The following is a 14,895-nucleotide window of genomic DNA, read 5'->3' as shown; positions in this document are numbered from 1 at the left end:
CAAAACTAGCTCTCTGCACGGCTGTCAAAACCTTAGTCATTCACGCCCCCAAGCCTTGTGGATCAGTTCGGCGATTTCATCGTTCACGTCATTCAAAGATGTCACTGCGCGGTCATAAGTAGTCCGCACGAATTGAGACCGTTCAACTTCGTAAAGCGTCTGCTTCGTAATCCCAGCGTCGGAGATCGCCGTAGACTTCAGCACAGGAGCCGACAGCATCTGATTTGGGAACATCGCCTGGAGGAACCCAACCATCTGCTTTTGGGGACCGTCCGTTGGTTCAAATCGCGTTACCAGGTAACGGAACCACTTCAGGCGCATGTTCGCTCCAGCGTCACGGATCGTCTTCATGATTCCGCCCAGCATCAGGAGAAACTGGCTCATCGACATGACGTCCAGCATCTGAGGATGGACTGTCACAATGACCGAGGAAGAAGCCGTGAGAGCAGTGAGCGTGAGGTAGCCCAGTTGAGGAGGGCAATCGATCACAACCACGTCATAGCGGTCATCAACCTCGCTAAGCGCCTTCGATATGCGAGTGAAGAAGGTACGGCCCTCGTGGGGATCGCTGCTCGTCAAAGCAACCGGGGTATCGTATTCGTACTCTTGAAGCTCGAGACTTGCCGGCACGATATCAAGGTTGGGAAAGTTCGTTGGCCGGATCACCTCTGAGATCGGCTTACGCTCGTCATCATAGCGAAGTGTCTCGTAGAGCGAAGGCACGTCGTCGAGTTCAGGCTGAATGCCATGCAAAGCTGTGAGCGAGGCCTGAGGGTCCAAGTCGATCGCAAGAACTCGATGCCCTTTCAACGCCAAGTGCTGCGCGAGGTGGGCGGCGGTAGTGGTCTTTCCACTTCCTCCTTTGAAGTTCACGACGGACACGACGTGCAGTTCTTCACCAGGCTGCCGATAGGGGACATAACGGCGTTTTCCGGGGCGGCCATGCTTGTCGAGATAAGCTCTCAGTTCCAGCATCTGCTCGGCCGAGTAGCTGCGCCTCCCGGACGATGATGTTTCAGGTTCAGGACCTTTGCCTTCGAGATGAAGCTTCTTGATGGTCGACTGCGTCACGCCGAGATAGTAAGCAACCTCGGCCAATGAAAACTGACGTAGACCTTTTTGGGCGTCCGGAGGATACTGTTCCTGCCGCAACATATTGAGGCGGTCGGAAATCAACTCTCCTTGCTGTAGGATGATCTCGTCGAAGGGTTGATCCTTCGTATCAGCCGCAAAAGACCGTTCTCGCATCCGCCTGTCCTCTAAATATCGCTTTTTCAGCGATTTCGCTCATTAAAGTGTCATCTACACGGAAAACTGAGTCTTAACAACGATTTTCGCCCGGCGGTTAGATCTTACCCAATCTACCAGCGTGCCTAGATGCCTCGACAAAGTATAGCGATCGAGGAATGTAGCTACCCAATATCTTGGGGAAACTGTCACTCGCTCGGATGTGTAGTCAACTTTAACTTCGCGCCAGTTACATTCAACTATCTGTTTTTGTTTCTTTTTTCACCGCTGCACGGCTGTCAAAATGCAAGATGCTGGAAGCCTCATGGCGCTAGGGGAACTACGAACCCGTCTCCTCCGAAGCGGATTGCATCATCATCACCTTGCGCCAATTCAGTGATCGGTTGCTTCCACCAAGCGGACCAACCACTGGCTCCAAAATGTGGGGAATGCGTTTCAGCGCGAAGGGAAACAGAGGAAATCGGCTGGGTTGTCCCAGCCGATTCTTTACGTCACGCAGCGTCTTTCGGCCCCCAAGGGATGACGGCCTGCAGGGACAGATCGTTCTGGTTCGCGGCCTTGCCGAGGTTGGCGTTGAAGCCGTGGTCGCGGATGGTCAGCGTATAGTAGTCGGCGCCGGTCTCCTTGTTCTGCTTCTTCCAGATGCCGCCGCACTCGACCAGCTTGCCGCGCGGGGAGCGGCCGAGGACGCGGTGCGTGGGGGCCATCGGGTTCACGCTTGCGACGGGTTCGACCGTGATGTCGAGGTCGAAGGTCAGGGTCGAGATGGAGCCGACGCCCTTGGCGGTTTCGATGTCGGCGCTGGTGAATTTGATGCAGTTCGTGGTCATCGCTCTTCTCCTTGTTTGCGTTGCAATGATGGTCACCTTGCAGCGGGCAAGGCCCGGCCACACCGAAGGCGGAGCGCAGCGGAGAGGGGCAGGCGCCGGTCTTTTTGCCTCGCGAGGAATGGCCCGCAGGGACAGGGGAAAAAGATCGGTGACAACCTTTTGGACGGGACGACAGCTGCGACCAGCATGTCATGCAACTCAGACAAAGGGAGAAGTGCGGCGGCCGCGAAGGAAACTGGGTGAACTGCCGACAGCCAGGAACGCCGATGCGTCCTTTGCACAGGCTCGCCAGATCTTTCGATACACACCACGACCTATCGCAACGCGACACCGGCCCGTATTCAGCTCCTCGGTCGGGTCACTAGGGGCCTCAAGCAGAGAGTGCTCTGACAGGCAGGAGAAGATGAAATGCCAGGGCGAAGACACGCGCATCTGTTCCCGACGGCTTCAATCCCGGCCGCGTTGCGAACTTCGAAGATGTCCCGTATGGGATTGCGAAACTGAGCAAACGACGCATGCGACTCGGAAGATCGGGTAGAAGCTCGGGCCCGCTCCAATCCCGATACGTGTCGGCATAAGTGAAGAGGATAAGCTGTTGGACGGCGCAACACCGAATGTGGTCACCGAGGATGGCCTGCGCGATCTGCACTCAGATGGCTACCTCATCGAGGTGATCTGCAACCAGACTGCCGGGAAGCGCCACAACAGTTGGCATGGCGCCTGGGCCGTGCACGCGGTGACGTAGGATGGCCAGGATGCGAAGATGCTTGTCACGAGCCGTAGCGTCTTCAAATTGCGCGAGTTCAAGACGATCGTCGGATTGGTCAGTTTCCTGGCCGACATGGGCTGCCTTTCGGCGAATATCCCGCTGACGACCGGACGACGTGAGCGTCAGGAGGCTTCAGAGGGTCTCGCCACAGCCGCCAGTTAGAAATGGTGTTAACACTCACGGCGGTCTGACAGACCAAATCCCGCAGAAGTGCGCAGCTCTGCGCACTCATAGAGCGAACCGCACAGTGTGCTCTGACTGATGTCATGGTAGAACCGGGGCCTAAGCCCCGATCCTCTTGATGCGGATCCCGAGCTTGCGGGCCTTGTCGACGATGTTCTCGGTGATGCCCGAACCGGGCGTTGCGATCAGACCCTGCGGCATGGTCTCGAGCATCTTGTCATTGCGCTTGAAGGGAGCCGCCTTGCCGTGGCTCTTCCAGTCGGGCTTGAAGACTACCTGGGTGACGCCCCGAGTATCTGCCCAGCGGGCCGCGATCATCTCGGCACCTTTCGGCGTGCCGCCGTGCAGCAGCACCATGTCGGGGAATTTGGCGTGCGTGGCGTCGAGCACGGACCAGATCAGATCGTAGGCGTGATAGCCCCCGCCCGAGAAGGCGATCCGCGTGCCTTCGGGGCAGTGTACCTCTGTCTCCTTGCGTCGCTTGGCCGAGAGGTAGGCCCGGCTGTCCACCACGGCGGAAGTCAGGCCGCGATGCGAGACCTTGGATCCGGTGCGGGGCAGCCAGGGTGAACCCGTGGCGGCCGAAAAGTGGTCCACGGCCAGATCGCGCATCTGCTCGAAAGCGTCGCGATGGTCCCAGAGTTTGAGCCCGATCATTTGGAGGCGCTCTAGTTCGACCGAGGCGACCTCTGAGCCGTCCTGGATGGCCAGACTTTCCCGGACCTCGAATTCGTTGTCGTCGAGCAGCTTCTGGATATGGGTGAGCCGGCGATGGAAGATTGAGGTCAGGGACCAGAGCATCTCTTCGAGATTGTCTTCCAACTGGCTGCCGGTGATGAGGCCGGTGGTGGTGTCAAAGAGCGCCGCCATGGCGAGCTCGACCTCGTCAGGCTGGGGCAGGGGGCGGTGATCGGTCTCGCCGGGCCCTGGCGTTGCGCCGTGAAGTGCGAGGTGGTCGAGGATGGCGGAGGTCACGCCGGTTTCCTCTTGGACGTCTGTCTGATGGGGCATTGTCTGGTTCCTCTGTTTGATCTGACCCGATTTGGATGGGGCGATACCAGGACCGGCGGCGACCGGGCCGCATCCGTCAGGATCGGAGCGAAGCGGAGAATGCGCCGCGGGCCGGAAAATTGGTCCCGCGAGGAATGAGCCGAAGGCTCAGGGGAATTTTCCGGGTAGCGGCGCATTGCTGCCCGGGCGAGGGGCACTCAGCCCCGACCCGCCGGTCCATCGCTCCCAATATCCAAACGGGATCAGATCGAACCCGCGGAACCTTTGCCCTGTTGGACATCCAAGAGGATGGTGGCGGTCACCCGTCCTCGATCTCCAGACCTTGTGCTTTCATGGCCTCTATCAGCGACCGGCGCAGCGTATCCTTGCCAAGTGCCTGCAAATCGTCGTTGAAATCGCCCATGTTTGGCACGAGATCACCACAGGTAATTCCCCGAGATTCCAGTTGGTTACGAAATCTCTTTCATGCGTTACGTCCGGCTTCGTCATTGTCCCGCGCGATCCAGATACGCTTGATCCCCGGCGGCGGGATGAACAGCCCGAGATGGGTGGCGGTGAGACAGGAGGCGAGATCGAACTCGGGGAGAGCGGTGCCCACCGAAAGGGTGTTCTCGAGACCTTCGCCGACGATGAGATCAGAGCGGCCCGTGCCGGACCAGAAGCGGATGGCATGGCCGTGAAGCTGCCCGAGGATCCGCTTCGGGCTCTCGATCCCGGCCAGACCGCCGGTGGACGGGTCTAGATAGAACCGCGCGCATCCAGTGATCTGGCCGCGAATATCGGTGATCTTCGCGAGCAGGGCAGGAGCCCTTTGCGGCGGATCGGCGTCGTCCGTGCCGTGCCGCAGGAAGACCCGTGGGTGATAGCGCAGGGCCGAACCCAGCCGTGTGATGCCACGCCCCTGCAGATAGGTGGCGGCCAGGGTGCCCAGGACCGGCTTGCCAGCGGCAAAGAGTTTGCGCGTCCGCGCGATGCGTTTGCTCGAGGCGGCATCTGGTTGCTCACGGGTTTGGGTGTCTCGCGGCACGGCCGGGCAGGGGGCCTCGCCAAGGAAAGACCGGGCCTCCCACAGCGTCTCTTTGAGCGTGATCGACCCAAGCCGTTCATGCAGCAGGTCGATCAAGTCGCCATATTCACCCGTCGCGTAATCGGTCCAGGACCCGGCCTTGCGCCCACCCTGGGCCTGGAGCCGGATGGCAAGGCTCTGCCCCTTTGCGCCCGAAGTGTCACCAACCTGCCAATAATTGCCCTGCTTGCGCCCCTCGGGGAAATACTGGCGGCAGAAGCTCTCGGCCCGGTCTGCCAGATCGGCCGAGAGGTCCGCGATACTGCGCCCCGCGCTCATGCTGCGGCATCCGCTGCACTGCCGCCAACAGGATACTCCGCGAGAACCCGCACCAGCACCTCGGTGCCATCCACCGGGATGAACACCCGCGTCTTCCACTGGATCACCTCGGTGAAACAGCCCATCGCCTTCAGTGCAGGCAGGGCCGTGCCCGACGCGCTGTTCAATTCCAGCCTCGGCTGACCCATGACCAGCGAGCGGCGCAGCTGGTAGCCGCCAAGGAGGCTCAGGGTCGTCTTCGCGTCCATGACCGCGCCGAACACCTCCTGCGGCGTCATCTCGATCTGACAATCGAGACCCAAGCGCGCATAGACATTGAGAAGCTGCTCCTGACTGACCAGACGGCCGATAGCGCGTTCCCCGTCTTCAGTCTGCAGGCGGTAGATGCGCATGACCAGCTTGCCATGGGCAAGAAGCTGCGCGTCCTGACGGTCGTGGACACGTTCTCGCGTTATTCGCCGGTGCTGGATGTTCGGTTCAGTTATCGCGGGGAAGACGTGGTCGCCACCCTGGATCGGGTGTGCCGCCGGATCGGCTATCCGAAGACGATCCGGGTCGACCAGGGTAGCGAGTTCATCTCCCGCGACATGGACCTCTGGGCCTATCAGCGCGGCGTGATCCTCGACTTCTCACGGCCCGGTAAGCCGACCGATAACGCTTTCATCGAGGCCTTTAACGGACGGTTCCGGCAGGAGTGCCTGAACACACATTGGTTCATGAACCTTGCGGATGCCTGCGAAAAAGTGGAGGCTTGGCGGAGATACTACAATGACGAACGGCCACACAGCGCGATCGGGAACAAACCGCCGATCCTGCTGACGAAATCGGGAGGCGCAACCAGCCCGTCACCCCGATCATAGTGACCTGCTTCCCGCTTCCTGGACCGGATCGAGCTGGGATTTTCCAGTTTAGGATCGGGCCGGGAATCGGAGAGCTGACATGAAGAGATCGAAGTTCAGCGAGGCGCAGATCGCGTTCGTCCTGAAGCAGGCGGAAGAGGGCACGGTGATCGGCGAGGTGTGCCGGAAGGCCGGGATCAGTGAGGCGACGTTCTATGCTTGGCGGAAGAAGTATGCCGGGCTGATGCCGTCGGAGATGCGCCGGCTGCGGCAGCTTGAGGACGAGAATGGCAAGCTGAAGAAGCTGGTGGCGGACCTGAGCCTGGACAAGGCGATGCTGCAGGACGTGCTGGCAAAAAAACTGTAGGGCCTGCGCGGCGGCGCCAGCTCGTCGATGAGGTTCGGGCGACCTGGAAGGTCAGCATCCGGCGGACTTGCCAGGTGCTGCGCGCCGAGCGATCGAGCTACCACTACAAAGGCAGGCGCCGCTCGCAGGCCGCACTGATGGAACGGATCAAGGAGATCGCAGCGACACGGATACGCTACGGCTACCGGCGCATCCATGTCCTGCTGCGGCGCGAAGGCTGGGCCATAAACCAGAAGAGGGTTTATCGCCTTTACAAGGCGTTAGGCTTGCAGCTCAGGAACAAGACGCCGAAGCGACGGGTCAAGGCGAACCTGCGCGAGGACCGCTGCCCGGCAGTTCGCAGCAACGAGACCTGGGCCATGGACTTTGTTCACGACCAACTCGCGACGGGCACGAAGATCCGGGTTCTGACGATCGTCGACACCTTCAGCCGCTACGCCCCGGCAATCGTGCCCCGGTTCAGCTTCCGCGCCCCGGACGTGATTGAGGTGCTCGAACGGGTCGGCGCCGAAATCGGCCTGCCGAGGACGATCCGGGTCGACCAAGGCAGCGAGTTCGTCTCCCGCGACCTTGATCTCTGGGCCTACCAGCGGGACGTCACCCTGGACTTCTCGCGTCCCGGGAAGCCGACGGACAATGCCTTCATCGAGAGCCTGAACGGCAAGTTCCGGGCGGAGTGCTTGAGTGCCCACTGGTTCATGACCCTCGACGACGCGGCCCGAAAATGCGAGGCTTGGCGCAGAGACTACAACGAAGTTCGCCCACACAGCTCGATCGGCAACAAGCCACCGATAGAGCTCATGGATCGGTCGGTGGCAGATGGCCCTCACTGACCGCGGAATGACCGGAAGCGCCCGCCCGGGTGGTCCAGCATCGGGTAGCAGGTCAATAGCCGGAAAACTCTGCCCGCCGCTGGTCCAAAGATGGGTGTCGCTTCATTCGTGCGGAAAACTCTAAGCCAAACCGGTCCAGTTTTCGGGGATCACATCACCTGATCAGCATCGGGCGAAAGAACTGGCTTTTCGCACACTCCGACAGCGGTGGCGAAACGCTGTCCCGGGCGATGTCCCTTGTCGAGACAGCCAAGATGAACGGCCACGATCCGCAAGCCTGGCTGGCCGAAATCCTCGACCGCATCCACAATCACATGACCAACCCGCTCAACGAACCGCTTCCATGGAACTGGACGCCAATGAACTGATCCATGGTAACAACCGGGCGGCTACGTTTTCGGGGAGGTGATTACCTTTGAATCTTGAGGTCAGACTTCGCCTTTGCTAGCAATCGAACAACCATTAGAAAATTAGCAGAGTCGAAAGTGCAGATGTCTAGACCCCTTGATCAACTGAAGATTATAGAACTTGGTCACGTAATTGCCGGACCACTTGCGGCAGCTTTACTCTCGGATTTTGGTGCAGATGTCATCAAGATCGAAGCCCCCAACCGGACGGATATGATGCGCGACCTTGGACCCAAGGCAGAGGATGGGGTGGGCGTCTGGTGGAAGACTTTGGGCCGCAACAAGAAAACACTAGGCCTGGACTGGAAGTCCGACGAGGGCCGGGACATCCTGCGCAGGTTGGTTGAAGATGCCGACGTGCTGATCGAAAATTTCCGTCCGGGTGTGCTAGAACGTGCTGGTGTTGGGCCAGACGTCCTGCACGATTGGAACCCGGACTTGGTTGTCTTGCGGGTTTCAGGTTACGGACAGGACGGTCCGATGCGCGACGTGCCAGCGTTTGGACGTGCTGCGGAGGCCATGAGTGGTTTAGCACATCTGACCGGTTTTCCCGACGGGCCGCCGATGCACCCCGGGTTTCCGGCAGCCGACAGCACGACAGGGCTGATGGGCGCTTTGGGAGTCATGATCGCGCTATTTGCTCGCGAAAAGGGCATTGCACGCGGTCAGGTCGTCGATCTTGCGGTGTTCGAGGCGTTGCTTCGGTTGATGGACTATCCTGTTCCCGCATTGACGGGCGCGAAGCTCTCGCCGCGGCGCAATGGGCTGCGCCAGCCGATGGACTTTGCTCCGGGGGGGATGTTCCGAACGTCCGATGGGGTGTGGCTGACCGTTTCCGCAGGAAGCGCGGAAACCGCGCAACGACTGTTGCGGGCAGTCGGCGGGGACGCCCTTGCCGATGATCCGCGGTTTGCGACACTTGGCGAGATGTCGCAGCACATGGCGGTGGTCTTCGATGCGATCAATGATTTTGTCATGCAGCACACAGCTAAGGAAGTGGAGGCGGTATTCGCCCGCCATGATGCCGTTGCCTCGCGTGTGTTGAGTGTCGAGGAAATCACGACGAACGAGCAGATAAGCCATCGCGGGGATATCGTGTCGGTCGCTGGCGAACAGACTCAGGTCATTGGCCCGGTCCCTCATCTCAGCGCGACGCCCGGTCAGCTTCGTTGGCTGGGACGACCGCCTGGCGCAGACAGCCAAAGCATTCTGCGTGATCTTGGTTTTAACGATGAGCGGATCACGGCCCTATGTGAGGCTGGGCTCGTAAGATTGGAAGGAGGGCGCGCGCTATGACATTTCGATTGACCGCCGACCAACAAGAGATTCGCGACCAGATTCTGCGGATTTGCGGAAGGTTCGACGACGACTATTGGCTGGATCGGGATCGCAACGGTGGTTTTCCCCATGAACTGCACAGGGCAATGGTCGATGGCGGCTGGCTAGGTATCGCCATGCCAGAAGCTGTCGGCGGCGCGGGTCTGGGGATCACCGAGGCGACCATAATGATGCAGGCAATCGCCGAGTCGGGGGCCGGCGCGAGCGGAGCCTCGGCCATCCACATGAACATTTTCGGGCTCAACCCGGTGGTGAAGTTCGGGACCGATGAGCAGCGCGCGCGTATGCTTGGCCCTCTGATCGCGGGTGACGAAAAGGCGTGTTTCGCCGTGACCGAACCGACGACGGGGCTGGATACCACAAAGCTGAAGACCATGGCGGTGCGGCAGGGGGACAGATATGTCGTGCACGGACAAAAAGTCTGGATTTCTACCGCGCAGGTGGCCCACAAGATGCTGCTTCTGGCCAGGACAACGCGGCTTGAAGATGTGAGCAGCCCGACCGAAGGGCTGAGCCTGTTCTATACAGATCTCGACCGAAATTTCGTTGACGTGCGAGAGATCGAAAAGATGGGTCGAAAAGCTGTCGATTCGAATGAAGTTTTCATCGATGGGTTGCCGATTCCGGCTGAGGACCTGATCGGGGAGGAAGGCAAAGGCTTTAGACAAATTTTGCACGGGTTGAATCCCGAACGCGTCCTGGTGGCCGGCGAATGTATCGGTATTGCGCGCAACGCACTGGCGCGCGCGGCGCATTATGCAAACGAACGTGTGATTTTTGACCGCCCAATCGGCCAAAATCAGGGTGTTCAGCATCCGCTCGCCAAAGCCTGGGCGCGGGTGGAATCTGCCAATCTCATGGTGATGCACGCTGCAGCCCTCTACGATGCGGGAGAATCCTGCGGCGTCGAGGCGAACGCTGCCAAGCTTTTGGCCGCCGACGCCGCGGTCGAGGCGACCGAAGCCGCGCAAATTACATTTGGCGGATTCGGATACGCCAAGGAATATCACGTGGAGCGACTGGTACGGGAGGCTCTGCTGTTCCGCATCGTACCGGTGACACCGCAGATGCTTTTGTCGTTCATAGCAGAAAAAGCCCTTGGGCTTCCAAAGTCTTACTGATCGGAGATGACGGGCGGGGCTGGTGGGAAAAGGTGTCTTGACCATTTTTCTAACACCCGTTAGATTACTGGCAACTGCCCCTAATGGGGAATGGGAGGAGGCGTCATGAATAAGACGCAGTTTGGGTCTTCGAGGGAGGACCTATCAAAACGTGCAACCGTTTACGCAAGCGGTTTATTCACCGGCAAAATCGTTGTGGTGACCGGCGCTGGAGGCGGATTGGGGCTGGCAATTGCGACCCTGTTCGCAAGGCTCGGGGCCAATCTGGCGATCAATGGACGCAACGAAGAGAAACTGGCTTTGGCCAAGGAGTTCCTTGAAAGTTTCGGGGGCGAAGTTTTCGCTGTGCCTATGACCATCCGGGAGCCTGAGCAGGTCGAGGATTTTGTCGCCAAGACGAACCAGGAGTTCGGGGCGATTGACGTTTTGGTGAACAATGCTGGGGGTCAGTTTCCGCAAGCTGCGTTGGAGTTCAGTCCAAAGGGCTGGAATGCGGTCATAGACACCAACCTCAACGGCACCTGGTGGATGATGCAATCCGCGGCGCGCCACTGGGTTGCCAACAAGCAACCAGGCTCCATCGTCAACATCGTGGCCGATATCTGGCGCGGCATGCCCGGCATCGCGCATACCTGTGCGGCCCGGGCAGGGGTAGTTTACCTGTCCAAGTCGGTTGCGGTGGAGTGGGCCCCGCACGATATCCGAGTGAACTGCGTCGCGCCGGGTTGCTGCGAAAGCAACGGTTTCGGGAACTACCCTCCGGAGGGTTCTGCGACATTTCAGGACTCCAACCCGATGCGGCACGCCGGGGACGAATGGGATGTCGCTGAAGGGGTTGTCTATATGGCGGCCAATTCAGGGAAATTCGTAACCGGTGAAGTTCTGAACATCGACGGTGGGCAGCAATTGTGGGGGGATCCATGGCCAACGGGGCGGCCGGACTACTTCCGGATTACCTGATGTTGGCCGTGAACCTTAGGGGGACAATGAGATCTAGATGACGACAAAGATTAAAACAGCAATCGGAGCCGATGATGGGGCGATACTGGAGTGCAGCGGGATCGAGCGACGGTTCGGCGGCATCGTCGCTGTCACCGGTGTTGACCTCGTTATTCGACAAGGGGAAATCTTTGGACTTGTCGGTCCGAATGGCAGCGGCAAGACAACGCTAACAAACGCAATTACCGGATTTTACCCGCCAAACGAGGGCAGGGTCCGGCTGGCAGGAAACGACATTACGGGTACGGCGCCTCACAAGGTTGCCAAGCTCGGCGTTGCAAGAACGTTCCAAAATCTTGCTCTGTTCAACGGGATGAGCGTTCTGGACAACATCCTGCTCGGGCGGCACATCCACATGAGCCCAGGCGTTTTGCGTACGGCGCTATATTGGTTGGCAGCACAGCGTGAAGAAATCGAGAACCGTAAAATCGTCGAGGAGGTGATCGAGTTTCTACAGCTCGAGAGCATTCGGCATGAGTTGGTCGATGGTCTTCCGATCGGGTTGAAAAAGCGGGTCGAGCTGGCGCGGGCATTGGTGGCCGAGCCACAGATGCTGATTCTCGATGAACCGATGGCCGGCATGAACCAGGAAGAGAAAGGGTATATGTCCCGTTTCATTCTGGATGCCCGTGCCGAACGCGGCGTCAGCGTTCTGCTGATCGAACATCATATGGATGTCATCACCGGCATTTGTGATCGGATGCTGGCCCTGAATTATGGTGAAATGATCGCCAGTGGCATCCCCAAGGAGGTTGTGAAGGACCCGCGGGTCATCGAGGCATATATCGGAGGGTCGCATGACTGATTTGACGAAGAAACAGTCTTCGGGCAGCGACACGATCGGCGCAATTCTGGCGCGGAACGCCTCGAAACACGGTTCGGAAATCGCGCTTCGCGAAAAAGAGCGTGGGATCTGGAAGGAAACCACATGGGCGGAATACGCCGAAGAGGTGCTGGCCTGCGCGGCCGGGCTTGAGAAAATCGGCGTAACACCGGGCAAGGCGGTGCTTATCCTGGGCGACAACCGGGCGCGGCTGTATGGCGGAATGCTGGCTATTTCGTTGCTGGGTGCCTATGCAATGCCTGCCTATCCCGGCGCGACGCTCGAAGAACTCCGGCACTTTCTTGGCGAAGTCGAAATCGTCGCGGCCATCGCCGAAGATCAGGAACAGGTTGACAAGATCCTGGAGCTGAAGGACGCGGGCGCCGAGGGGATCGACCACATCATTTATGACGAAGCGCGGGGCCTTGGTTTCTATGAGGTCGAAGGGCTGATGTCCTGGGATCACCTGATCGAAGTCGGTCAGCACGATCTGAATGAAGCCCCCGGCCTGCGCGAAGAGCTTTACGGTCGTGCAAAACCCGAAGATCCGGCCATCTTCATGCATTCGTCAGGGACCACGGGCGAGCCGAAAGGTATCGTTCTAAGTCAGAAAAATGTTCTTGCTGCCGCTAAGAACGGGCATGCAGCGGGCGCATTCGACGAAAACGAGGAAATCCTGGCCTATCTGCCGATGGCCTGGGTGGGCGATTTTGCCATTACCGTCGCGGCGGCCCTGCTTTGGCGGTTCACCGTGAACGTGCCGGAACGTCAGGAAACGGTTGTGCGCGACATGCGCGAAATCGCTCCGACATTCTATCTGGCGGCGCCAAGAAGCTGGGACCAGATGCTGACGACGATCCAGGTCGGTATCGAGAATTCGACCCCGGTCAAGAAATGGTTGTACCATTTCTTCATGGATCGGGCCATCGCAGCTGAAATGAACAAGCTGAATGGCAAAAGCGGCGGTGTACTTGAGCCATTGGGCCGGCTTCTGGGCGAGGTGATGGTTTTCGGACCGATCAAGGACCAGTTCGGGATGAGCCGCCTAAAGAATGCGTTCACCGGCGGTGAAGCGATCGGGGAAGACACCTTTGTGTTCTACCGCGCCCTGGGGATCAAGTTGCGTCAGCTCTACGGCCAGACCGAGAACAGCGCGATCAACGCGATTCAGGCTCCGGGCGAGGTCCGTCTTCATACGGTTGGCAAACCGGCGCCTGGCGTCGAGGTCAGCATTGCCGAAGACGGTGAGATCCTGGTGCGCTCGGACAGCGTGTTCGAAGGGTATTTCAACAAACCCGAAGCGACCGCCGAAGCGCTTGAGGGCGGGTGGCTGCATACCGGCGATGCCGGCTATCTGGAAGACGACGGACACCTGGTTGTTCTGGGCCGTGTCTCCGAGGTCATGCACACCGCCGACGGTGAACGTTACGTTCCAAACTACATCGAGAACCGGTTGAAATTCAGCCCGTATATCAAGGATGCGGCCGTGATTGGCGCCGGGCTGAAGGAACTGACGGCGATGGTCTGCGTGGATTTCGAGGCCGTGGGGCACTGGGCCGAAGTGAACGGCGTACCTTACGTGTCATATGCCGATCTTTCTCAGCGTGAAGAGGTCGCGACGTTGCTTCGCGAGGCGTTCCAACGGGTCAACAAGGCCGTCACCGAGCCATTGCGCCTGCAACGCTTTGTCAGTCTGCCGAAAGAATTCGACCCGGACGATGGTGAAATCACACGGACACGAAAACTGCGGAGGAAGGTCGTTCAGGAACGCTATGCCGACGTGATCGCGGCGCTCTACGACGGTTCAAAAGAGGTCCATGTAAGCGCGCAGGTGACTTACGAGACCGGGGAAGTAGGGAAGGTCGAAAGAAGCCTTCCCATCAGGGAGGTATAAATGGACTGGGTCTTTCTATCAGAGCTTGCGATCAACGGAGCCTTGACGGGTCTGCTGTATTCGCTATTCGCCATCGGCCTTGTGCTGATTTACAAGGCATCTTCGGTGCCCAATCTGGCGCAGGGCGGGTTGACCATGGTCGGGGCCTATGTGGTCTTGGCGCTGGCGCGCGATGTGGGTTTACCCTTGTGGCTGGCCATCCCTCTGGCTGCGGTTGTCATGTTCGGCCTTGGGTTCGGCATTGAGCGTGTTGCTCTGCGCCGTCTCGCAGGTCGGCCGGTCGTCATGATCTTGATGCTGACACTCGGCCTCGACATTTTCCTGCGGGGTACAACGCTTGCGATTTGGGGCGGGACGTCACGTTCGATGGAGTTGGGCGTCAGCTATGATCCACTGTTTTTGGGCGACATCTTCATCAGCCGCATCCATCTGGTTGGTGCCGGTGTTGCGCTCGCCTTGTTTGTCGCATTCATGCTGTTTTTCCGAACCCGGACCGGGATCAAGTTGCGGGCGATCGCGGATGATTACATGGCTTCGTGGTCGGTAGGTATCTCGGTTGAGCGCGGCGTTGGGTTGTCCTGGGCATTGGCATCCGTTGTTGCCGTCGCCGCTGGCGTCATCTGGGGTGAGATTCAGGGTGTCGATCAGGCGCTGTCGCTGTTGCTTCTCAAAGGACTGACGGTTGCCGTTCTCGGTGGTCTCGACAGTATCCTTGGCGCCGTAATCGCAGGCATCATCCTAGGTGTCGTCGAAAACATTGGCGCTGATTTCCTCGATCCGCTTGTCGGAGGCGGAAGCCGTGAGCTTATCGTCGCTGCCGTGCTCATTCTCACGGTCATGATCCGTCCGCACGGACTATTCGGTCGTCACGACATCGAAAGGGTGTAA

14 protein-coding genes and 2 pseudogenes are annotated in these 14,895 nt (G+C 59.2%); 11 read left to right on the top strand and 5 right to left on the bottom strand.

Translation table 11 applies throughout. The features are described 5' to 3' along the window. Nucleotides 1-36: 36 nt before the first annotated feature. The gene (repA, locus tag AC13CR_RS07530; RefSeq protein WP_009574268.1) at nt 37-1,248 is read right to left on the bottom strand and encodes a plasmid partitioning protein RepA; all 1,212 of its coding nucleotides are present in this window, start codon (nt 1,246-1,248) and stop codon (nt 37-39) included. A 491-nt stretch (nt 1,249-1,739) separates the two neighbouring features. Beyond that, the gene (locus AC13CR_RS07525; RefSeq protein ID WP_028095336.1) at nt 1,740-2,078 is read right to left on the bottom strand and encodes a DUF736 domain-containing protein; all 339 of its coding nucleotides are present in this window, start codon (nt 2,076-2,078) and stop codon (nt 1,740-1,742) included. Between the two features lie 595 nt (nt 2,079-2,673). On the opposite strand from AC13CR_RS07525, the gene AC13CR_RS07520 reads away from it, so the two are divergent. Then, nucleotides 2,674-2,823, top strand: a complete 150-nt coding sequence (locus AC13CR_RS07520; RefSeq protein WP_229861747.1) for a hypothetical protein — start codon at nt 2,674-2,676, stop codon at nt 2,821-2,823. 18 nt (nt 2,824-2,841) lie between these two features. Further along, nucleotides 2,842-3,009, top strand: coding sequence for a hypothetical protein (locus AC13CR_RS07515; protein WP_229861748.1), 168 nt, complete (start codon nt 2,842-2,844; stop codon nt 3,007-3,009). A 120-nt stretch (nt 3,010-3,129) separates the two neighbouring features. Here AC13CR_RS07515 and AC13CR_RS07510 read toward each other — a convergent pair whose 3' ends face one another. The 3 genes from AC13CR_RS07510 to AC13CR_RS07500 all read right to left on the bottom strand — a co-directional run bounded on the left by AC13CR_RS07510 (nt 3,130) and on the right by AC13CR_RS07500 (nt 5,778). After that, nucleotides 3,130-4,041: a DUF2493 domain-containing protein gene (locus AC13CR_RS07510; protein WP_028095337.1), complete on the bottom strand. Its 912-nt coding sequence runs from the start codon at nt 4,039-4,041 to the stop codon at nt 3,130-3,132. A 463-nt stretch (nt 4,042-4,504) separates the two neighbouring features. Further along, the gene (locus AC13CR_RS07505; RefSeq protein WP_229861749.1) at nt 4,505-5,386 is read right to left on the bottom strand and encodes a DUF7146 domain-containing protein; all 882 of its coding nucleotides are present in this window, start codon (nt 5,384-5,386) and stop codon (nt 4,505-4,507) included. Then, on the bottom strand, nt 5,383-5,778 hold the full coding sequence (locus AC13CR_RS07500; RefSeq protein WP_028095338.1) for a hypothetical protein: 396 nt from the start codon (nt 5,776-5,778) through the stop codon (nt 5,383-5,385). Before AC13CR_RS07500 ends, AC13CR_RS07505 begins: the two co-directional genes overlap by 4 nt. Here AC13CR_RS07500 and AC13CR_RS07495 point away from each other — a divergent pair. From AC13CR_RS07495 to AC13CR_RS07455, 9 genes and pseudogenes are all read left to right on the top strand, one after another. Further along, nucleotides 5,776-6,246: pseudogene (locus AC13CR_RS07495) on the top strand (integrase core domain-containing protein); the annotation flags it as partial. The gene AC13CR_RS07500 and the pseudogene AC13CR_RS07495 sit on opposite strands and share 3 nt — an antisense overlap. A gap of 79 nt (nt 6,247-6,325) precedes the next feature. Then, nucleotides 6,326-7,425 (top strand): IS3 family transposase gene (locus tag AC13CR_RS07490; protein ID WP_482900552.1). Its coding sequence is split into 2 segments (ribosomal slippage): nt 6,326-6,590 and nt 6,590-7,425, totalling 1,101 coding nucleotides; the frame shifts between segments, so codons are not numbered across the junction. Nucleotides 7,426-7,586: 161 nt separating this feature from the next. Beyond that, nucleotides 7,587-7,793: pseudogene (locus tag AC13CR_RS07485) on the top strand (transposase domain-containing protein); the annotation flags it as partial. A gap of 123 nt (nt 7,794-7,916) precedes the next feature. Next, the gene (locus tag AC13CR_RS07480; protein WP_035367056.1) at nt 7,917-9,128 is read left to right on the top strand and encodes a CaiB/BaiF CoA transferase family protein; all 1,212 of its coding nucleotides are present in this window, start codon (nt 7,917-7,919) and stop codon (nt 9,126-9,128) included. Further along, the gene (locus AC13CR_RS07475) at nt 9,125-10,291 is read left to right on the top strand and encodes an acyl-CoA dehydrogenase family protein (RefSeq protein WP_482900551.1); all 1,167 of its coding nucleotides are present in this window, start codon (nt 9,125-9,127) and stop codon (nt 10,289-10,291) included. Before AC13CR_RS07480 ends, AC13CR_RS07475 begins: the two co-directional genes overlap by 4 nt. A 105-nt stretch (nt 10,292-10,396) precedes the next feature. Continuing rightward, entirely contained in the window at nt 10,397-11,251 is an 855-nt protein-coding gene (locus tag AC13CR_RS07470) for an SDR family oxidoreductase (protein WP_028095203.1), read from the top strand. Nucleotides 11,252-11,288: 37 nt separating this feature from the next. Next, nucleotides 11,289-12,095: an ABC transporter ATP-binding protein gene (locus AC13CR_RS07465; RefSeq protein WP_258095910.1), complete on the top strand. Its 807-nt coding sequence runs from the start codon at nt 11,289-11,291 to the stop codon at nt 12,093-12,095. Then, entirely contained in the window at nt 12,088-14,007 is a 1,920-nt protein-coding gene (locus tag AC13CR_RS07460; protein WP_088652431.1) for an AMP-dependent synthetase/ligase, read from the top strand. Before AC13CR_RS07465 ends, AC13CR_RS07460 begins: the two co-directional genes overlap by 8 nt. Further along, entirely contained in the window at nt 14,008-14,895 is an 888-nt protein-coding gene (locus AC13CR_RS07455) for a branched-chain amino acid ABC transporter permease (protein ID WP_100931416.1), read from the top strand. It begins immediately after the preceding gene.

The sequence above is a fragment of the Paracoccus sp. L-17 genome (assembly GCF_056857655.1).
Note: the sequence above shows the minus strand (reverse complement) of the source record. Positions and strands in the feature narration are given on the sequence as shown.